Source organism: Burkholderia sp. 22088, assembly GCF_052045915.1.
GTDB lineage: Bacteria > Pseudomonadota > Gammaproteobacteria > Burkholderiales > Burkholderiaceae > Burkholderia > Burkholderia cepacia.
Genome location: NZ_JBQEPY010000025.1, coordinates 15,643 through 36,265 on the forward strand (window position 1 = coordinate 15,643; position 20,623 = coordinate 36,265).

15 protein-coding genes are annotated in these 20,623 nt (G+C 69.3%); 9 read left to right on the plus strand and 6 right to left on the minus strand.

The annotated features are described in order from the left end of the window. Positions 1 to 30 precede the first annotated feature (30 nt). Positions 31 to 1,209 carry a GNAT family N-acetyltransferase gene (locus ACTJLD_RS36400; RefSeq protein WP_440661166.1) on the plus strand — a complete coding sequence of 393 codons (1,179 nt, stop codon included), beginning with the start codon at positions 31 to 33 and terminating at the stop codon, positions 1,207 to 1,209. A gap of 85 nt (positions 1,210 to 1,294) precedes the next feature. Here ACTJLD_RS36400 and ACTJLD_RS36405 read toward each other — a convergent pair whose 3' ends face one another. Next, positions 1,295 to 3,553: a glycoside hydrolase family 3 C-terminal domain-containing protein gene (locus tag ACTJLD_RS36405; protein WP_440661167.1), complete on the minus strand. Its 2,259-nt coding sequence runs from the start codon at positions 3,551 to 3,553 to the stop codon at positions 1,295 to 1,297. 150 nt (positions 3,554 to 3,703) lie between these two features. Here ACTJLD_RS36405 and ACTJLD_RS36410 point away from each other — a divergent pair, with 150 nt between their 5' ends. Both ACTJLD_RS36410 and ACTJLD_RS36415 read left to right on the plus strand, forming a co-directional pair. Continuing rightward, positions 3,704 to 4,738, plus strand: a complete 1,035-nt coding sequence (locus tag ACTJLD_RS36410) for a helix-turn-helix transcriptional regulator (protein WP_124534854.1) — start codon at positions 3,704 to 3,706, stop codon at positions 4,736 to 4,738. A 49-nt stretch (positions 4,739 to 4,787) separates the two neighbouring features. After that, the gene (locus tag ACTJLD_RS36415; protein WP_440661168.1) at positions 4,788 to 5,663 is read left to right on the plus strand and encodes a GIY-YIG nuclease family protein; all 876 of its coding nucleotides are present in this window, start codon (positions 4,788 to 4,790) and stop codon (positions 5,661 to 5,663) included. 56 nt (positions 5,664 to 5,719) lie between these two features. Here the strand turns inward: ACTJLD_RS36415 and ppa are convergent, their stop codons facing one another. Next, entirely contained in the window at positions 5,720 to 6,247 is a 528-nt protein-coding gene (ppa, locus tag ACTJLD_RS36420) for an inorganic diphosphatase (RefSeq protein WP_027786751.1), read from the minus strand. A 233-nt stretch (positions 6,248 to 6,480) separates the two neighbouring features. Here ppa and ACTJLD_RS36425 point away from each other — a divergent pair, with 233 nt between their 5' ends. From ACTJLD_RS36425 to ACTJLD_RS36445, 5 genes are all read left to right on the plus strand, one after another. Then, complete coding sequence (locus ACTJLD_RS36425) at positions 6,481 to 7,920, plus strand: aldehyde dehydrogenase family protein (RefSeq protein WP_059697675.1); 1,440 nt, start codon at positions 6,481 to 6,483, stop codon at positions 7,918 to 7,920. Between the two features lie 91 nt (positions 7,921 to 8,011). Then, the gene (locus tag ACTJLD_RS36430; RefSeq protein WP_027786749.1) at positions 8,012 to 8,770 is read left to right on the plus strand and encodes an SDR family oxidoreductase; all 759 of its coding nucleotides are present in this window, start codon (positions 8,012 to 8,014) and stop codon (positions 8,768 to 8,770) included. Between the two features lie 125 nt (positions 8,771 to 8,895). Further along, a complete protein-coding gene (locus ACTJLD_RS36435; protein WP_027786748.1) occupies positions 8,896 to 10,200 on the plus strand; it encodes an MFS transporter in 1,305 nt (434 codons plus the stop codon). Between the two features lie 226 nt (positions 10,201 to 10,426). After that, positions 10,427 to 10,840 carry a helix-turn-helix domain-containing protein gene (locus ACTJLD_RS36440; RefSeq protein ID WP_334010685.1) on the plus strand — a complete coding sequence of 138 codons (414 nt, stop codon included), beginning with the start codon at positions 10,427 to 10,429 and terminating at the stop codon, positions 10,838 to 10,840. Then, the gene (locus tag ACTJLD_RS36445) at positions 10,837 to 12,063 is read left to right on the plus strand and encodes an alpha/beta fold hydrolase (RefSeq protein ID WP_440661170.1); all 1,227 of its coding nucleotides are present in this window, start codon (positions 10,837 to 10,839) and stop codon (positions 12,061 to 12,063) included. Before ACTJLD_RS36440 ends, ACTJLD_RS36445 begins: the two co-directional genes overlap by 4 nt. Positions 12,064 to 12,177: 114 nt before the next feature. Here ACTJLD_RS36445 and ACTJLD_RS36450 read toward each other — a convergent pair whose 3' ends face one another. The 3 genes from ACTJLD_RS36450 to hemC are packed head-to-tail and all read right to left on the minus strand — an operon-like array spanning position 12,178 to position 16,342. Beyond that, positions 12,178 to 13,365 carry a heme biosynthesis protein HemY gene (locus ACTJLD_RS36450; RefSeq protein ID WP_011352869.1) on the minus strand — a complete coding sequence of 396 codons (1,188 nt, stop codon included), beginning with the start codon at positions 13,363 to 13,365 and terminating at the stop codon, positions 12,178 to 12,180. A gap of 2 nt (positions 13,366 to 13,367) precedes the next feature. Then, positions 13,368 to 15,338, minus strand: a complete 1,971-nt coding sequence (hemDX, locus tag ACTJLD_RS36455) for a fused uroporphyrinogen-III synthase HemD/membrane protein HemX (protein ID WP_059697683.1) — start codon at positions 15,336 to 15,338, stop codon at positions 13,368 to 13,370. Then, complete coding sequence (gene hemC, locus ACTJLD_RS36460) at positions 15,338 to 16,342, minus strand: hydroxymethylbilane synthase (protein WP_027786743.1); 1,005 nt, start codon at positions 16,340 to 16,342, stop codon at positions 15,338 to 15,340. Before hemC ends, hemDX begins: the two co-directional genes overlap by 1 nt. Before the next feature lie 207 nt (positions 16,343 to 16,549). Between hemC and ppc the strand changes: the two genes are divergently transcribed. Then, entirely contained in the window at positions 16,550 to 19,564 is a 3,015-nt protein-coding gene (gene ppc, locus ACTJLD_RS36465) for a phosphoenolpyruvate carboxylase (RefSeq protein WP_124839279.1), read from the plus strand. Positions 19,565 to 19,699: 135 nt separating this feature from the next. On the opposite strand, the gene ACTJLD_RS36470 is transcribed toward ppc, so the two are convergent. Then, entirely contained in the window at positions 19,700 to 20,452 is a 753-nt protein-coding gene (locus tag ACTJLD_RS36470) for a class I SAM-dependent methyltransferase (RefSeq protein WP_027786741.1), read from the minus strand. Positions 20,453 to 20,623: the final 171 nt, after the last annotated feature.

Consider the following 20,623-nt stretch of genomic DNA (forward strand, 5'->3'; position numbering starts at 1 on the left):
CCGGCGACACAGAACGGTACGGATTCACGCTTGAAACACGAACGCATCGATTATCGCACGGGCATCCTGTCGTCCCCCGCGGAGGTGCCGGCCGACGAATGGAACGCGCTGCTCGCCCGCGACGCGCAGCCGACGCCCTTCCTGCGCCACGAATTCCTCGACGCGCTGCACGTCGCGCGCTGCGCGGTCGACGACACCGGCTGGTCACCGCATTTCGTCACGCTGACCGACGAGCGCACCGGCCGCCTCGCGGCCGCCGCGCCCGTCTACGCGAAGCAGCATTCGTACGGCGAATACGTGTTCGACTGGGCCTGGGCCGACGCGTACCAGCGCAACGACCTGCCCTACTACCCGAAGCTGCTGTGCGCGGTGCCGTTCACGCCCGTGCAGGGCACGCGCCTGCTCGCGGCCGACGACGATGCGCGCCGCCGCCTCGCGGCCACGCTGCTCGCATTCGCCGAGCAGAGCGACGTGTCGTCGCTGCACGTGCTGTTCCCGACCGGCGACGAAGCGGCGCTCCTCGAATCGATGGGCATGATGCTGCGCGAAGGCGTGCAGTTCCACTGGGTCAACGACGGCTACCGCCACTTCGACGATTTCCTCGGCACGCTCGAGCAGAAGAAGCGCAAGAACATCCGCGCGGAGCGGCGCAAGGTGCACGAGGCGGGCGTAACGTTCCGGCGGCTGACCGGCGACCGGATCACCGACGCCGACTGGCGCTTCTTCTCGCGCTGCTACCGGCAGACCTATCGCGAACACTATTCGAGCCCGTACCTGAACCTCGACTTCTTCCGCACGATCGGTGCGACGATGCCCGAGAACCTGCTGCTCGTGATCGCGGAAGCCGGCGGCCAGCCGATCGCGAGCGCACTCGCCGTCTACCGGCGCGGCGAGAACGGCGGCGGCACGCTGTACGGCCGCTACTGGGGAGCGGTCGAGCACGTGCCGTGCCTGCATTTCGAAACGGCCTACTATCAGCTGCTCGACTTCTGCATCGAGGCCGGGCTCGACACGTTCGAAGGCGGCGCGCAGGGCGAACACAAGCTCGCGCGCGGCTTCCTGCCGACCGTCACGCACTCCGCGCACTGGCTCGCGCACCCGGCATTCTCCGACGCCGTCGCGCGCTTTCTCGAACGCGAGACCGAGCATATCCACGCGTACGTCGACGAATTGCGCGAACACGATCCGTTCCGGCGCGGCGCCGGGTAACGACTGCGCGCCGGAACGTGCCGGTACGTGCCGGCATGCGGCGAGACCACGACCGGCCTCGCCGCATGCCGCGTGGCTGCCCGGCTCAGTGCGCAGCGAGCGTCACCGTCGTCGACTGCGCCTGCGGGTCACGCGACGAAGCCGCCGCCGACAGCCCGTAGCTGCCCGCGGCGATCCGCCACGCATGCGCATTCGCATCCCACACCGCGAAGCGCTGCGCCGGCACCGCAACGCTGACGGTACGCGCCTCGCCCGGCTGCAGCACGACCTTGGTCCAGCCGACGAGGCGCTTCGGCGGTTCGCCGAGCGACGCGGGCAGTGCCGCGTAGATCTGCACCGTCTGCGCACCGGCCCGCGCGCCGGTGTTCGTCACCGTCACGCCGACCGTCACGTTGCCTGCCGCATCGGCCCGCGCGGACATCGCCGACAACGCATACGTCGTGTACGACAGCCCGTAGCCGAACGGGAACAGCGGCTCGATCGCCTTCGCGTCGAACCAGCGATAGCCGTACGCGAGCCCTTCCGCGTAGACGGTCTGCGTGCGCGACGGATCGATCTCCGGCTGCGGCAGGTCGGCCTCCTGCTTCGGGAACGTCAGCGGCAGCCGGCCCGACGGGTTCGCATCGCCGAACAGCAGATCGGCGATCGCCTGGCCGCCCTGCGCGCCGGGATACCACGCTTCGAGCACGCCATGCACGTTCGCGAGCCACGGCATCAGCACGGGGCTGCCGTTCTCGAGCACGACGATCACGCGCTTCGCCTTCGCCGCGACCGCCGCGATCAGCGCGTTCTGGTCGTATTGCTGGTTGTACGGATCGGCCTTCGCATCGGGCAGCGACAGGCTCGCGAGGTCGAGCCCTTCCGTCTGCCACTGCGTCGCGAACACGATCGCGACATCGGCCTGCGCGGCCGCGCTCGCCGCGGCATTCGCGTCGGTTCCGTCGAGGTAGCTGACCGCCGCGTTCGGCGCCTTCGCGCGGATCGCCGCGAGCGGCGCGGACTTGTACCACGTCGCACAGCCGCCGAACAGCGTGTCGGCGGGTTGCTGGCAGGTCGTCACCGCATTGCCGTCGATCGCCGGCACCGCGCCCGAGCCGCCGCCCGACAGCACGCCCGCGTCCGCATGCCCGCCGATCACGACGACCGACTTCAGCGCGCCGGCCGCCAGCGGCAGCACGGGCTGCGCATCGCCGGACGCGGCCGCGTTCTTCAGCAGCACCGCGGATTGCCGCGCGATCGCGAGCGCATCGGCGTTGCCGGCCGCTTCGTCGATCGCGCCGCCCGGCTTCGGCGGTGCGTCCATCACGCCGATGCGGATCAGCGTGCGCAGCTTGCGCTGCACCATGTCGTTCAGCCGCGCGGCCGACACGCTGCCGGCCTGCAGCGCCGCACGCAGCTTCGTGTTGAAGAACGAGCCGAGCGGCGCGTTGTTGTCGTCCGCCGCGCCCGGTTCCTCCTCGTCGAGCCCCGCCTGCACGGCCGCGACCGTCGAATGCGTCGCGCCCCAGTCGGACTGCACGACGCCCTTGAAGCCCCATTCGTTCTTCAGCACCGTGGTCAGCAGATACGGGTTCTCGCACGCGTACACGCCGTTCAGCTTGTTGTACGAGCACATCACGTTGCCCGGCTGGCCGTCCTTCACGCCGATCTCGAACGCGAGCAGTTCGGCCTCGCGCATGGTCCGCTCGTCGACGACCGAATCGATCGTCATCCGGTTGGTTTCCTGGTCGTTGAACGCGAAATGCTTGATCGTCGCGATCACCTTCTGCGCCTGCGTCGCCTGGGTGCGCGCGGCGCTCAGCGTGCCCGCCAGCACCGGATCCTCGCCCATGTATTCGAACGTGCGGCCGTTGCGCGGCTCGCGCGCGAGGTTCACGCCGCCGCCGAGCCCTTCCGCGAACCCGAGCGCACGCAGTTCGAGCGCGATACGCGTGCCGTAGGTGCCGGCGAGCGCCGGGTCCCACGTCGCCGCGAGCGCGACCGGCGCCGGCAGCGCGGTCACGCGCGCGTTCTTCACGTTCACGCCGCCCGCCGAATCGGCGCTGCTGACGGCCGGAATGCCGAGCCGCGGCACGCCCGGGATGTAGCTCGCGCCATTGAGTGCGTCGGCCGGGAACGGGCCGCCCAGGTCGAGCGCCGGCAGGCCCGTGCCGTGCACGAGCTGCAGTTTCTCGTCGGTCGTCAGCTGCGCGACGAGCGCGGCCGCGCGCTGGTCGGCCGCGGCATCGGGGTCGGCCGGTGCGGCCGGACCCGCGTGGATGTCGTCGCCGCCGCACGACGCGAGCAGCACCGTGAGCGCGCACGCGGACGCAATCGTCGAACACCGGAACAGCGAAGTTTTCATTGATCCTCCTGAATCGTTCTGTTGTACTTGTCGCCACACTCCAGCGTCCGAGTCTAAAAATTGACCGGTCACCATGCTTGACCGGCAGGAGCATGCGTTGACCTCTCGCAGCGGGGACAAACCCGAACGGCATGACGAAGGGGGACAGACATGGAGTTGCAACAGAAATCGGTATCCGTGCGGATCTACCGCTGGCTGTGCGAAGACGCGCGCGCGAACGGCATCGATCTCGCACCGCTTTACGACACGCTCGGCATCGGTCCGGCCGAGCTTGCCGACGACACGCGCCGCATCGCGGGCGACCGGCACGTCGCCGCGATGCGGCTCACGAGCGCATGGCCGCTGTCGTGGCATTGCCCGCCGCCGCAGGTCGTGCCGTGGCTCGCGCCGTTCCCGGAACTCGCGGGCGTCACGTGCAACGCGGCGACACTGCGCGACGCGCTGCACGGCTACCTGCACTATCGCGAGCTGATCGGCAACGTCGACTGGGTCTTCGCGCACGAGAACGGCGACGCGATCGCGCTCGAATACGTGAACGAAGGCGACGGCCGGCACGCGGGCAGCGCGTTCGCGAACCTCGCGATCCTCGCCGCGCTCGCGCGCCTGTACGATCCGCACGTGTGCGTCGACGACGCCGCCTTCGCCGGCCGCGCATTCGCACCCGCCGCCGCGCTGCGCGACATGCTCGGTGCACCGATGTCGTTCGATGCCGCGCACAACCGCATCGTGCTGCGCTCCGCGCACTTCGACACGCCGTTCGAACGCTACAACGCGCCGCTCGCCGGCATTCAGCGTCACGCGGCCGACGCCGCGCGCGAGCGTGTACGCGTGCGCTCGACGTTCGGCTCGTCGGTCGAGCAATGCGTGCGCGACTGGCTGCGTACCGCCGACGAAGCCGATGTACCGACCGACACGCTGATGCAGCACGTGTGCACGCGCTTCGCGATGTCGCGCTGGACGCTGCGCCGGCGGCTGCATCGCGAGGCGGTCGGCTTTCATGCGCTCGTCGCGCAGGCGCGGCTCGGCGAGGCGCGCGACCTGCTGCTGAATACGCAACTGCCGATCGGCGAGATCGGCGTGCGCGTCGGCTTCCGTTCGACGAGCGCGTTCACGCGCTTCTTCACGCGCGAACTCGGCGCGGCGCCGAGCCGTTTTCGCGACGGGCACGGCGATCGATGGCGTTGACGCGCGCCTTTTCTGAGACACTGGCGGCTTCGCATCCCGCCGCCCTGCCATGTCCTGGTTTCTGTACCTGATCGAATGCGCCGACGACAGCGTCTACACGGGCATCACGACCGATGTCGCCGCGCGCTTCGACGAGCACGCGTCCGGCAAGGGCGCGCGCTATACGCGCTCGCGCAAGCCGCGCGCGGTGCTCGCGTCGTTCCCGCTGCCCGACCGGTCGATCGCATCGCGTGCCGAGTACTGGGTGAAGCGGCTCACGGCCGCGCAGAAACGCGAACTGGCGGCCGGGATCCGGACGCTCGAGTCGGTGTTGCCGGCCGGGATGTCGATCGACGGGAACGTCGATGCGGCCGGGTTGAAGGCAGGGTTGAAGGCCGGTAAGCGCGGGCGGAAGAAGGCGAAGGCGCAGTCTGTCGACATCGCGACGCAGGCCGCTGAAACGGACAAGCCCGTCAAGAAAGCCGCGAAGGCCGGGAATGACGGGAAAGCGTCCGTGCCCGCAAAAACCGTGAAGCGCGGACAGGCCGCGCAGGCGCCCAAGAAGACCAAGGCCACGCCTGCCACGAAGCGTGCGAAGACCGACGACGCGGCCGAAGTGAAAAAGGGCTCGTCTCGCGGCAAATCGGCCACGAAGGCCGCACCGAAGCGGAAAGCGCCGGCAGCCGGCGGCAAGTCCGTCGCCAAACCACGCACCGACGTTGCTGCCGCGCCGGCGCGCAGCCGTGCATCGGCAACAAAAACCACCACCGACACGGTCGAAACCCCGGCGAATCCCGTCACCGCCACCCGCCGCGCCACGCGCGCGAATCGTGCGAGAAGCGCATCGAACGCGACCGCCCTGCCTGCGCCGGCCCCCGCGCGCCCCCGAAAGAAGGCCACCCCGGGCGCCGGCCCGCGCACAAAACAAAACCGCGCGGCCTCCTGACGAGACACGCGCGGTTTGCGTTCCGAACGAACCGGCCGCGAGGCCGGCCAGCCGGCTTACTTCTTGTAGTTCGCTGCGCCGTCGGCGATTTCCTTGTGCGCGGCTTCGATGCCGGCCCAGCCTTCGACCTTCACCCACTTGCCCTTCTCGAGCGCCTTGTATTGCTCGAAGAAGTGCTTGATCTGGTCCTTCAGGTACTCGGGCACGTCGTCGATCGACTTCAGGTTGGCCGTCATCGGGCAGACCTTGTCGTGCGGCACCGCGACCAGCTTCGCGTCGACGCCCGACTCGTCGGTCATCTGCAGCATGCCGAGCACGCGCGAACGCACGATCGAGCCGGCCAGCAGCGGGAACGGCGTGATCACCAGCACGTCGACCGGATCGCCGTCGCCCGACAGCGTCTGCGGGATGTAGCCGTAGTTCACCGGATAGCGCATGCCCGTGCCGATGAAACGGTCGACGACGAGGAGGCCCAGTTCCTTGTCCGCCTCGTACTTCACCGGGTCGCTTTGCGCGGGAATCTCGATGATCACGTTGAAATCTTGCGGCAGGTCCTTGCCGGCCGGAACATGGTTGAAGCTCATGAGCACTCTCTGTAGGTCGATGGGAATTCGGGACAGGGCGCCGCGGCCGATGCATCGCCGCAGGCGTCCCCCAACGGAATGCGCCATTATAGCCAATCGACCGGTGGCGTCCGGATGACGATCGGCGCGATAATCGTTCCCGATGTCCGGCCGTCGAACCACCGGCCGCGTTGCATGGAATCGGCGTCGGCGCCGGAGCACCGTCGGCGGTCGACGCGAAGACAGGAGCACGCATGGAAGAGGCGAAGCACTTCATCGCAGGCGAATGGACGTTGCCTGCGCAACTGGAAACCATCGCGGTCGTCGATCCGTCCGACGGCCAGCCGTTCGCAGCCATTGCCCGCGGCACGGCGCCCGACATCGAGCGTGCGGTCGCCGCGGCCCGCGACGCGTTCGCGGGCCCATGGGGCGCCAAAAGCGCCGCCGAGCGCGGCCGCGTGCTGATGCGGCTGTCGGCGCGCGTGGCCGATTCCCTCGAGGAACTCGCCACGATCGAGGCACGCGACACCGGCAAGCCGCTCAAGCAGGCACGCGCGGATGCCGCCGCGCTCGCGCGCTACTTCGAGTTCTACGCAGGCGCGGCCGACAAGCTGCACGGCGAAACCCTTCCCTATCAAGCCGGCTACACCGTGCTGACGGTGCGCGAGCCACACGGCGTCACGGGCCACATCGTGCCGTGGAACTACCCGATGCAGATTTTCGGGCGCAGCGTCGGCGCCGCGCTCGCGGCCGGCAACGCATGCGTTGTCAAGCCGGCCGAGGATGCGTGCCTATCGTTGCTGCGCGTCGCCGAGCTGGCCGCCGAGGCCGGGCTGCCGGCCGGCGCGCTCAACATCGTCACCGGCTACGGCCATGAGGCCGGCGCCGCGCTCGCGCGCCATCCCGGCATCGACCACATCTCGTTCACGGGCTCCCCGGCCACCGGCAAGCTGGTCACGCAGATGGCGGCCGAGAACCACGTACCCGTCACGCTCGAACTCGGCGGCAAGTCGCCGCAGATCGTGTTCGCCGATGCCGACCTCGAGGCGGCGCTGCCCGTGCTCGTATCGGCGATCGTGCAGAACGGCGGGCAGACCTGCTCGGCCGGCAGCCGCGTGCTGATCGAGCGCGCGGTGTACGAGCCGCTCGTCGAGCGGCTCGCCACCGCGTTCAACGGGCTGCGCGTCGGCCCGAGCCGTGCCGACCTCGACTGCGGCCCGCTGATCAACGCGAAGCAGCAGCAGCGCGTGTGGGATTTCCTGTCCGACGCGCAGCACGACGGCATTCCGATGGCCGCTCATGGGCAGGTCGTCGCCGAGGCACCCGAAAGCGGCTTCTACCAGGCACCCGCGCTGTTGCGCGACGTGCCGCCGTCGCACCGGCTCGCGCAGGAGGAAGTGTTCGGCCCCGTGCTCGCCGCGATGCGTTTCGTCGACGAAGACGAAGCCGTCGCGCTCGCGAACGGCACGCCGTACGGCCTCGTCGCGGGCATCTGGACGCGCGACGGCGCACGCCAGATGCGTGTCGCGCGGCGCCTGCGGGCCGGCCAGGTATTCATCAACAACTATGGCGCGGGCGGCGGCGTCGAGCTGCCGTTCGGCGGTGTCGGCCATTCGGGGCATGGCCGCGAGAAAGGCTTCGAGGCACTGTACGGCTTCACCGCGCTGAAAACGATCGCGATCCGGCACGGCTGAACACGCGACAAGCAGGACGCGGCATGCGGCCGGCAGCGCGCGGCCGCATGCCGAAGCACGACGACACTAAATCCAGCACAGGAGACACACCATGCGGTTGAGTGGCAAGACGGCCATCGTCACGGGCGGCGGCTCGGGGTTCGGCGAAGGCATCGCGAAGACATATGCGCGCGAAGGCGCGAACGTCGTCGTCAACGACCTGAACGGCGCGGCGGCCGAGCGTGTCGCGAGCGAGATCGCGCTCGCGGGCGGCAAGGCAATCGCGGTGGCCGGCGACGTGTCGCGGCAGGACGACTGGCACGCGCTGCTGCAGGCGACGCTCGACGATTTCCACGCGGTGCAGATCGTCGTGAACAACGCGGGCACCACGCACCGCAACAAGCCCGTGCTCGACGTGTCGGAAGCCGAATTCGACCGCGTGTACGCGGTCAACATGAAAAGCCTGTTCTGGTGCGTGCAGACCTTCGTTCCGTACTTCCGCGAGCGGGGCGGCGGCGTGTTCGTGAACGTCGCGTCGACGGCCGGCGTGCGGCCGCGGCCGGGCCTCGTCTGGTACAACAGCACGAAGGGCGCGATGATCACCGCGAGCAAGTCGCTCGCGGCCGAACTCGGCGCCGACCGCATCCGCGTGAACTGCATCAACCCCGTGCTCGGCGAAACCGCGTTGATGACGGAATTCATGGGCTGCGAGGATACCCCTGAGAACCGCAGCCGCTTCCTCGCGACGATCCCGCTCGGCCGCTTCTCGACGCCGCAGGACATCGCGAACGCGGCGCTGTACCTGGCATCCGACGAGGCCGAGTTCATCACGGGCGTCTGTCTCGAAGTCGACGGCGGGCGCTGCATCTAGCCGTATCCCCCTTGCCGCAGCGTGCCGCGGCCGGCAACCGCCGCGGCACACGCGCATGGCTTCGCACGACTCCGGACGAGGCACCGATACGCCTTCTCCGGCCAATTACAAGGACAGGAGACAACATGGCAACATCGACGCAATCGCTGCCGGGCTCGTCCGGCGCATTCGAGGAAGCAACCTATCGCAAGGTGTCGTGGCGGCTCGTGCCGCTCCTGCTGCTGTGCTACGTGGTCGCGTATCTCGACCGCGTGAACGTCGGCTTCGCGAAGCTGCAGATGGCGAGCGACCTGAATCTCAGCGACACCGTCTACGGGCTCGGCGCCGGGATCTTCTTCTTCGGCTATTTCCTCTTCGAAGTGCCGAGCAACATCATCCTGCACAAGGTCGGCGCGCGCGTGTGGATCGCCCGCATCATGGCAACGTGGGGCGTGATCTCGATCCTGACGATGTTCGTCACGACGCCCGCGATGTTCTACGTGATGCGCTTCCTGCTCGGCGTCGCCGAGGCAGGCTTCTTCCCCGGCGTGATCCTCTACCTCACCTACTGGTATCCCGCGCACCGGCGCGGCCGGATGACGACGTTCTTCATGACGGCGGTCGCGTTGTCCGGCGTGATCGGCGGGCCGATCTCGGGCTTCATCCTGAAAGCGTTCGACGGCGTGAGCGGCTGGCACGGCTGGCAATGGCTGTTCCTGCTCGAAGGCATCCCGTCGGTGCTCGCCGGCGTGCTCGTGTTCTTCTCGCTCGACGAGCGGATCTCGAAGGCGAAGTGGCTGACCGACGAGGAAAAGGCGCTGCTCACCCGCAACGTCGACGCGGAGGAAGCGACCAAGGAAGACCTGCCGCTCGGCACCGTGATGTCGAGCCCGCGCGTGTGGCTGATGGCGCTGATCTATTTCTCGTTCGTTATGGGGCTCTACGGCGTCGGCTTCTGGCTGCCGACGATCATCAAGGCCACCGGCGTGACCGACACGTTCATGATCGGCCTGCTGTCGGCGATTCCGTATGCAGCCGCAGTGGTCGCGATGATCCTGATCGCGCGCAGCGCGGACCGGCACCGCGAACGCCGCTGGCACGTCGCGATTCCGGCCGCGATCGGCGCGCTCGGGCTCGTGCTGTCGGTGGTCTGGGCGCACCAGACCGCGCTCGCGATGCTCGGCCTCACGCTCGCGACGATCGGCATCCTGACCACGCTGCCGCTGTTCTGGAGCCTGCCGACCGCGTTCCTCGGCGGCACGGCGGCCGCGGCCGGCATCGCGATGATCAACTCGATCGGCAACCTCGCCGGCTTCCTGAGCCCGTATCTGATGGGCTGGCTCAAGCAGGCGACGGGCGCCAACGATTCGGGCATGTACATGCTCGCCGGGTTCCTCGTGCTCGGCGGGCTGCTCGCGCTGTCGGTGCCGAAGCGGCTGGTCGACAAATGACGCGTGGCGCATCGGCGCCCCCCTGCCGGCGGACGATCCGCCCCGGAAACGCCCCGCTGGTCGGAACCGCTCCGGCCAGCGGGGCGTTTCTGCTTCCACATGCGTGCCGACCGGACGATGCCGGCTCGGCATCCCGCCAGTGCTGATGCCATGGCTTCCACAATACTCCCTATTGATCCTTATTTCATGGAATAATATGGAACATATTGAGCATCACGAGCCGATCATGTTCCATACCGTCGACGAGTCCGCCGCCCGCCTGCGCCTCCACCCGAAGACCGTCCTGCGCTTCATCCGCGAGGGCAAGCTGCGTGCGACGCGGGTCGGCCGCGCCTACCGCATCCTCGACACCGACCTCGCCACGTTCGCGCAAACCGAGCCGCCCGCGCCCGTGCCGCGTGCGGTGCGCGTCACCAGCATCGTCGACATTCCGGACGCGTCGCAGTCGCTGCACCAGTACCTGTCGCGATCGCTGCATGCGATGGCGTCCGGCCGCACGTCGTACGTCGACCCCGTGCGGATCGACGTCACGTTCGATCCCGCCGCGAGCCAGGTCAAGATCATCGTCGCCGCGACGCCGGCCGACACGGCCGTGCTGATGTCGTCGCTCGAGGCGCTGCTGCAGCAAAGCGGGACATGAGCGCGATCTTCAGGTCGCCGCGCCATGCACGCGCCATTCGCGCGGCTTACGACGCCGCGCTGTCGCACTGGCCGGCCGGGCATCGGCGCGTCACGGTGCAGACGCGCCATGGCGCGACGCACGTGATCGCCTGCGGCCCCGAGCACGCGCCGCCGGTCGTGCTGATCCACGGCGCGCAGACGACGGCGGCGAGCTGGCAGCATTACGCGGCGCAATGGTCGACACACTTCCGGCTCCATGCGATCGACGTGATCGGCGAAGCAGGACCGAGCGCGCCGTCGCGACTGCCGCTTGAGGGCGACGCGCATGCGCAGTGGCTCGACGACGTGCTGGACGGCCTGCAGGTGTCACGTGCCGCGTTCGTCGGCATCTCGCTCGGGGCGCGAACGGCGCTCGACTTCACGTTGCGGCGGCCGGCACGCGTGACGCGGCTCGCGCTGCTCTGCCCGTCCGGCATCGGCCGGCAGAAGCGGTTTCTATGGTGGGCGCTGCCGCTGTTGCTGCTCGGCGATGCCGGGCGCGCATGCGTGCGACGGCGCGTGCTCGGCCGCCTGCCGCCCGCGTCGACGGCGGCCGAGCGTGACACGCTCGCGCTGATGCACGCCGTCGACCGCGGGTTTCGCCCGCGCATCGAACCGATTCCGGTGTTCGCCGACAACGTGCTGCGCACGCTGTCGGTGCCCACGCTGGCGATCGTCGGCGGCCGCGACGTGATGCTCGACTCGCGCGACACGCGTGAGCGCCTGACGCGTCTCGTGCCGCACGCGCAGATCCTGTTTCTTCCCGAGCAGCCCCACTTCATCCGCGGGCAACGCGACACCGTACTCGCGTTTCTCGCGTCGACGGAAACCATCGACATGCCCCACCGAATCGTTCAGGCAGCCGGCCGCCGCGTACTGGTCCGTGATCCCTCCGCCGCCGTCGTGCAGCGGGAAAGCGATGCGCTCGACCTCGTCGCCCTCGCGCACGAGCACGAAGCCGACTGGATCGCGGTGCCCGCGGACGCGCTGCACGACGACTTCTACCGGCTCGAAAGCGGCCTCGCGGGCGCCGTCCTGCAGAAACTCGTCAACTACGGCGTCAGGCTCGGCGTAGTCGGCGACATCGAGCGCTGGCTCACCCGCAGCGAAGCGTTCCGCGCACTCGTGCGCGAATCGAATCGCGGGCAATCGGTGTGGTTCGTCGCCAGCGAGGACGACCTGCTGCGCAAGCTCGGCGCATGACGTGTCGTCCGGGCCCGCCCTGGACGAAAAAAAGCCCCGAAGGCCTTCCGGCATTCGGGGCTTTCTTGCGCGGGTTGCGCGGGCCGCCTGCGGCAGGCAGCCACGCCGCCCGCGTCAGACCACGGTGATCGCGAGCGCGCTTTCGCGGTAGTGCTTCGCGGCCTTGTCGGTTTCGCCGAGATGCTCGAACAGGCGCGCGAGCGCACGATGCGCACGCACCTTCAGCGCCTCGTTGTCGGCGAGCTTCAGCGCCGATTCGAGGAACGACTGCGCCTTGCCCCACAGCTGCTGCTGCTGGCACAGGCGGCCGAGCGCGAACAGCAGGTCGGCATCCTCCGGGTGATCCTTCTTCCACCCTTCGGCCTTCTGGATCAGCGGCAGCGCATCGGCGCCGGCCGTATCCGGGTAACGGCGCAGCAGGCGCGCATCCCAGTTGTGGGCAAGCGCGTCCTCGACGATGCGACGTGCTTCGTTGCGGCGCTCGAGCGGAACGAGAAGATCGGCCGCGAGATCGGCGAGACGCGGCGACTGGCGCTCGACCGGCGACAGCGACTGCCACACCTCGAGCAGCGCGTCCGGGTCGTGCCGGCGTTCGCGCAGCAGGTTTTCCGCAGCCTGCTGGCGCAGCCGCACGGCTGCGGCCGGATGCAGCGCCTCGCGCTTCTCGAGCGCCTTCGCGAGCTTCAGCACCTCGGCCCAGTTCTTCAGCTGCTGCTGCGCGCGCAGCGCAACCTGCTGCGCATGGATACGCTTGCCGCCCGCCTGCAGGTCGGCCAGCGCGGCGAGCGCGCCGTCGGCATCGCGCGCGTCCGCGCGCATGTCGGCCGCGGCGAGCAGCCGTGCGTCCTGCCACTCGGGTGCGTCGACCTTCGACAGCCAGTCGTCGCGACGCGTGTACTCGTGCATCCGGTGCGCGGCAGTCGCCGCGACGAGACTCGCCGCGCCCTGGTTCGCGTCGACCGACAGCGCTTCACGCGCGGCCTTCTCCGCGCGCGAGAAGCGGCCCGCGTACAGATTCGCGATCGCGTCGCGCAGCGATGCCTGCGCCTTCTCGTTGCGCGAACGCGCGCGATACGCGGCGACCCGCTGCGGCATACGCCAGATGTTGCGCACGATGCGCAGCAGCGCATACACGACGATGAACAGCACGACGATGGCGATCACGAACAGGTTCAGCGACACGTCGATCCGGTACGGCGGATAGACGAGCAGCACCTGCCCCGCGTCGAAACGGCCGACGGTGGCGAGCGCAGCGGCGATCGCGAACAGGACCGCGAGCCAGACGATTCCTCGAAGCGTCATCGTTACCCCCGGCTCTTGAACTGCTGAACGGCGTTCAGGCTCGTGTTCAGGTTCGGCACCGCGACCGTCAGCGATGCGCCGTCAACCTGCTTGAGCAGATCCTCGACGGTCTGCGTGTCCTTCGATGCCTGGTCGAAATACTTCCCGAGCGACGCCTGCGCGGCGTGCAAGTCGGCCTTCATCGCGCCGTCGTTGCGCGCGAGCAGCGACAGGCGCGCGGTCAGCAGGCGCAGCTTCACGTTCTCGCGCACGAAGTAGCCCTGGTCGGGCGACGCGAGCATCGCGTCCGCGTTGTCGATCCGGCGCACCTGCACGAGCCCCTTCAGCTGCTGGCCGAGGCCGGCCGAGAAGTCGTGCCACCACACCTTCCAGCGCGGCTCGCCGGCCACGGCCGACGATGCGGCCACGGCCGGCGCGGCCTTCGGCGCTTCGTGCGGGACGATCGCCTCGCCGGACAGCGGCAGCGCGTCGATCTTCGCGATCGCGTCGTCGAGCTTGATCGCGAGGCCCGTGAGGTCGGCCGCCGGTGCGGCCTTCAGCTTCTCGATGTCCAGCGCGAGCGCCTTGCGCACCGTGACGGCCTGCGCGCTCTGCGAGGTGGCGAGGCGCGCGTCGGCATTCTGCAGCGCGATCAGCGCGAGCTGCGTGTTGCCGGTCAGCTGAAGCTGCTGGCTCGCGCTCGACAGCATCTGGTCGACTTCCTCGAGCATCCACGCATCGCGGTTGCGCGACAGGTCCTGGTATTGCTGCTGCAGCGCCTGCTGCGCGCTCTGCGCGTCGGCGAGCTTGCCGTCGAGCTGCGCGAGCTGCGTGTCGACCTGGTGCGTACTCGCCAGCGCCTGCTCGGTCTTCATCCGCGTTTCGGCCGTCTGCGCGTCGAGCGCCTTCTGGCGCGCGACGAACGTGCCGTCGAGCCGGTCGATCTTGCGGTTCAGCGCGTAGCCGCCGACGCCCGCCGCGCAGCCGAGCACGACGACGACGAACCACAGCACCGCGCTGCCGCCGCGGCGCGCGGGTGGTTCGGACGCCATATAGGCGGGACGGGACGGCGGTGCGGATGCAGCGGCCGGCTGGGAAGCGACGCTTTTGGAATCGTTGGTATCTGTCATGCGTTTAGTCACCGGTGCGGCTGTCGCCGGTTGGACGGCCTCGTCGGCCATCGTTCGAAACGCGCGGACGATGCGCTCATCGCCCGCGCCGGTCAGCGTAATCCTATCAAAACCCAATGCGCGCGCGGTCTGCTCGATTCGCGGATGCGGCGTGACGAGCGGCACATGCTTCAGCGCGGCGATCTCGGCATCGTTCAGATGCGTCCGCGCGAGTTCGTGCAGGTTGCGCACGCCTTCCGAGCTCGTGACGAGCCACGCATGCGGTTCGCCGTCGAGCAGCGCATGCACGCGCTCCCACGCGCCGACGCGCGGCTCGGGCACGACGCGCCGGTACGCGGCGACGAGCGTGACGTCCGCGCCGGCCTCGCGCAGCCGGTCGGCGAGCCATTCGCGCCCGCCGTCGCCGCGTACGATCAGCACGCGCTTGCCCGCCAGCGCGGGCGCGCCGCCGAATTCGGCCTCGATGCACGCGAACAGGCTTTCCGAATCGTAATGGGGTACGCCGCCGTCGGCCGGCGCCTGCGGCGCGATCACGCGATGCGCGGGCGCCGCGATGCCGTGACGCTCGAGCGCCGCGACGCTGCCGGGCCCGACCACGCCGACCGGCAGCGCGTTCGGCCAGATCGCGCCGTACTGCGCGAGCGCGCGGTCGATCGCGTTCGGCGACACGAAAATCACCAGCGCGTAATCGGCGAGCGCCGCGAACGCGGCGTCGAGCGGCGCCGGATCGTCGACGGGCGCAATATCGATCAACGGGAATTCGAGCACGTCGCAACCGGCCTCGGCCAGTTGCGACGCGAGCGCGCCGGACTGGCCGTCCGGGCGCGTCAGGACAGCGGTGAACGCGCGCGCGCCGCCCGCCATCAGGCGTCGCCCTTGCCGGCGGCCTGCGAGCCCGCGAGCAGCGCCTGGACGATCTCGAGCGCGCCTTGCGCCTCGAGTTCGTCGGACACGGCGCGGCCGAGCGCGAGCGCATCAGCGACGCTCATGACGGCCCCGCACTCCTCGGCAGTCAGCACGCGCTTGCCGTCGGTCGTCGACACGCGGCCCGTCAGGTACAGCTCGCCCGCGCGCCACACCGCATGCGCGGCGAGCGGCACCTCGCAGCTGCCGCCGAGCGCGCGCGACACCATCCGCTCGGCCTCGACCGCGAGCGCGGTCTGCGGGTCGTGCAGCGGTGCGAGCCACGCGGCGACGTCGTCGCGGTGCGACGCGATCTCGATGCCGAGCGCGCCCTGGCCCGCGGCGGGCGGGCTCGCGTCGACGTCGAGCAGCGCGCGGATCCGCGCTTCGAGGCCGAGGCGCTTCAGGCCGGCGGCCGCCAGGATGATCGCCGCGTAATCGCCGCGATCGAGCTTCGCCAGGCGCGTGTCGAGGTTGCCGCGCAGCGGCAGCACGTCCAGGTGCGGGTAGCGCGAGCGCAGCATCGCCTCGCGGCGCAGGCTCGACGTGCCGACCACGGCGCCGGCCGGCAGCGCGTCGAGCGACGCGTAGTCGTTCGACACGAACGCATCGCGCGGGTCCTCGCGCTCCATGATCGCGGCAAGCGAGAAGCCTTCCGGCAGCGCCATCGGCACGTCCTTCAGCGAATGCACGGCGAGATCGGCGCGGCCGTCGGCCAGCGCGGCCTCCAGTTCCTTCACGAACAGGCCCTTGCCGCCGACCTTCGACAGCGTGCGATCGAGAATCTGGTCGCCGCGCGTCGTCATTCCGAGGATTTTCACGTCACAAGCTGGATATAATTTGCGCAGCGCATCACGCACATGTTCGGCTTGCCACATCGCCAGGCGGCTCTCGCGCGAAGCAATCGTCAACGTCGCGGGCGGCTGTGCCTGTTGCGGCCCGGCCGCAGGAGTCTCGGAATTCATTGCTGGAACATCGAAGGACGGGATTGAAGATCGAACAATGGTAGCACGCACGCCCCCGCCCGCCCGGGCCCGGAGCCTGCGTCCGGCCTGCCGCCGGGCGGGTCGCGGCGCCGATGTGCGGATGTGCCGCACGTAGCTGGTTGCTTGACCGCAGTTTCGCAGTTTCCGCAGTTCCTTTTGACTCGAGCTTTCCCAAGGAAACCCATCGTGAAGTCTTCCGGATCGGCGCGTACGGCGCGCCGCAATGCTGCCCTGTCCTCCTCCGACGCCTCGACGGACACCGTCGCCACCGCCGCGAACGGCCGTGCGAAAACGGCAACGAAACCGAAAGACCCGATACGTCAGACAAAACGCACGGCGAAAGCCGCCGGCCCGGCCGCCCGCACGGCCGGTGCGACGAAGGCCGGCACCCGCACGCGCGACGACAAGGACGGCCCGCTGTTCGACGACATCCGCTTTCTCGGCCGCCTGCTCGGCGACGTCGTGCGCGAGCAGGAAGGCGACACCGTGTTCGACGTCGTCGAGACGATCCGCCAGACGGCCGTCAAGTTCCGCCGCGAGGACGACAGCGAAGCTGCGCAGACGCTCGAGAAGAAGCTGCGCAAGCTGACGCCGGAGCAGACGGTGAGCGTCGTGCGCGCGTTCAGCTATTTCTCGCACCTCGCGAACATCGCGGAAGATCGCCACCACAACCGCCGCCGCCGCATCCACGCGCTGGCCGGCTCCGCGTCGCAGCCCGGCACCGTCGCGTACGCACTCGAGCAGCTGAAAACGACCGGCAACGCGTCGAAGCGACTGCTGCAGCGCTTCTTCGACGATGCGCTGATCGTGCCGGTGCTGACCGCGCACCCGACCGAAGTGCAGCGCAAGAGCATCCTCGACGCGCAGCACGACATCGCGCGCCTGCTCGCCGAGCGCGACCAGGAGCTGACCAGCCGCGAGCGCCAGTACAACGAATCGATGCTGCGCGCACGCGTCACCACGCTGTGGCAGACCCGCATGCTGCGCGACGCGCGCCTGACGGTCGGCGACGAAATCGAGAACGCGCTGTCGTACTACCGCGCGACGTTCCTCGACGAACTGCCCGCGCTGTACGGCGACATCGAGGCCGCGCTCGCCGAGCACGGCCTGTCCGCGCGCGTCCCCGCGTTCTTCCAGATGGGCAGCTGGATCGGCGGCGACCGCGACGGCAACCCGAACGTGACCGCGTCGACGCTCGACGAAGCGATCAACCGCCAGGCCGCGGTGATCCTCGAGCACTATCTGGAACAGGTGCACAAGCTCGGCGCCGAACTGTCCGTGTCGAACCTGCTCGTCGGCGCGAACGACGCCGTGAAGGCGCTCGCGGCCGCGTCGCCCGACCAGTCGCCGCACCGCGTCGACGAGCCGTATCGTCGCGCGCTGATCGGCATCTACACGCGGCTCGCCGCAAGCGCGCGCGTGCGTCTCGGCGAAGGCACGGTGCCCGTGCGCAGCGCGGGCCGCGGCGCGCCGCCCGTGCGCGCGATCCCGTATGCGGATTCCGAAGCGTTCGTCGCCGACCTGAAGGTGCTGACCGCATCGCTCGACGAACACCACGGCACGTCGCTCGCCGCGCCGCGCCTCGCGCCGCTCGTGCGCGCGGCCGAAGTGTTCGGCTTCCATCTCGCGAGCATCGACCTGCGCCAGAGCTCCGACATCCACGAAGCCGTGGTCGCCGAGCTGTTCGCGCGCGCGGGCGTCGAGGCCGACTACGCAGCGCTCGCCGAGGAAGACAAGCTGCGCGTGCTGCTCGCCGCGCTCGCCGATCCGCGTCCGCTGCGCTCGCCGTACCTCGAATACTCCGCGCTCGCCCAGAGCGAACTCGGCGTGTTCGAGAAGGCGCGCGACGTGCGCGCCCAATTCGGCCCGCGCGCGGTGCGCAACTACATCATTTCGCATACGGAAACCGTCAGCGACCTCGTCGAGGTGCTGCTGCTCCAGAAGGAAACGGGCCTGCTCGAAGGCGCGCTCGGCGTGCCCGGCGGCAACGCCCGCAACAGCCTGATGGTGATCCCGCTGTTCGAGACGATTCCCGACCTGCGCGACGCCGCGCGCATCATGCGCGAATACTTCGCGCTGCCGGGCATCGACGCGCTGATCGCGCACCAGGGCGCCGAGCAGGAAGTGATGCTCGGCTATTCGGACAGCAACAAGGACGGCGGCTTCCTCACGTCGAACTGGGAGCTGTATCGCGCGGAACTCGCGCTCGTCGACCTGTTCCGCGACCGCAAGATCACGCTGCGGCTGTTCCACGGCCGCGGCGGCACGGTCGGCCGCGGCGGCGGCCCGACCTACCAGGCGATCCTGTCGCAGCCGCCGGGCACCGTGAACGGCCAGATCCGCCTGACCGAACAGGGCGAGGTGATCGCGAGCAAGTTCGCGAACCCGGAGATCGGCCGCCGGAACCTCGAGACGGTCGTCGCCGCGACGCTCGAGGCGACGCTCCTGCCGCAGAACAACGCGCCCGCGCAGCTGCCGGCGTTCGAGGCCGCGATGCAGACGCTGTCCGATTCGGCGATGGCCGCGTACCGCGCGCTCGTCTACGAAACCCCTGGCTTCACCGACTATTTCTTCTCGTCGACGCCGATCACCGAGATCGCCGAGCTGAACATCGGCAGCCGCCCGGCCTCGCGCAAGCTGCAGGATCCGAAGCAGCGCAAGATCGAGGACCTGCGCGCGATTCCGTGGGGCTTCTCGTGGGGCCAGTGCCGGCTGCTGCTGACGGGCTGGTACGGCTTCGGCAGCGCGGTGAGCGCGTATCTCGACGGCGCGCAGGATGAAGCCGAGCGCACGAAGCGCGTCGCGCTGCTGAAGAAGATGAACAAGACCTGGCCGTTCTTCTCGAACCTGATGTCGAACATGGACATGGTGCTGGCGAAGACCGACCTCGCGGTCGCGTCGCGCTACGCGCAACTGGTCGCCGACCGCAAGCTGCGCAAGCACGTGTTCGAGCGGATCGTCGCGGAATGGGAGCGCACGTCGCAGGCGCTGGCGGAAATCACTGGGCACGAAGGCCGCCTCGCGACCAACCCGCTGCTCGCGCGTTCGATCAAGAACCGCTTCCCGTATCTCGATCCGCTGAACCACCTGCAGGTCGAGCTGATCAAGCGCCACCGCGCGGGCGACACGAACGCGCGGCTGCGCCGCGGGATTCACCTGACGATCAACGGGATCGCGGCCGGCCTGCGCAACACGGGCTGATCCGCATGCGGCGCGGCGCGATGCCGCGCCGGCCGGCGACGTGAAAGCCGCGATACCCACCGTATGCACGGTGGCGTATCGCGGCTTTTTTCATGCTCGCGGGCGTCGACGAAACCGTGCCGGCGCACCGCACGCTCAGTGCGCGTCGATCAGCAGCGCGTCGTGCTCGAACGATCCGTCGGGCTGCACCGCGTAATAGCCGCGCACCTCGTCGGGCGCATGCGCCCACAGCGCACGAATGCCGGTCACGCTGTCGGCCGGCGTGCGAATGCGCGCGACCCACGTATCGAAATCGATCGGCAGCCGCCAGCGGCTGTGCACGTGCGCGTCGAAGCCGGCATCGCGGAACATCGCGAGCCATTCGTCCGCGCGGTAGTCGCGCACGTGCGACGCGTCGCGCAGCACTTCCGCGGCCTGCAGGTATGTATCGAGGAGCGGATGGTCGTTGCCGGCGATGTCGATCATCAGCACGCGGCCGCCCGGCTTCAGCACGCGGCGCACTTCGGCGAGCGCCGCGCGCATGTCGTGCCAGTGGTGCGCGCTCATCCGGCTCACGACCCAGTCGAACGTCGCCGTCTCGAACGGCAGTTTCTCGGCCGGGCCCTGCTGCGTACGGATGTTCGCGAGCCCGCGCTCGCGCGCCGCGGCGTCGACCGTCGCGAGCATCTGCGCGGCGAGATCGTAGGCAACCACGTCGCGCACGTGCGGCGCGACCGCGAAGCTCGCGTGGCCGGCACCGCAGCCGAGATCGAGCACCGCGGCATCGGGCGTCGCACGCACCGCGTCGGCGAGCGTCTGCAGGTCGGCGCCCGTCGCGTGGACCGTGCTCGTCAGGTAGGCGGCGGCCGTCGTGCCGAATGCGTCGGCGACCTGGTCGTGGTGTTTCATCGTTCTCTCCTTTCTTTTGCGCAATCGGCCGGCGTGGATGCGTCAGTGCGCTTTCCGGCCCCATGCAACACGTTTTGTGGGACGCCCGCTCCCCTGGCAGCGCGCGAGCCGCTACAATAGGCCCGCGCTTGTACCAGTACAAGTTAAGCAGTTATTCTGGTATTCGATACA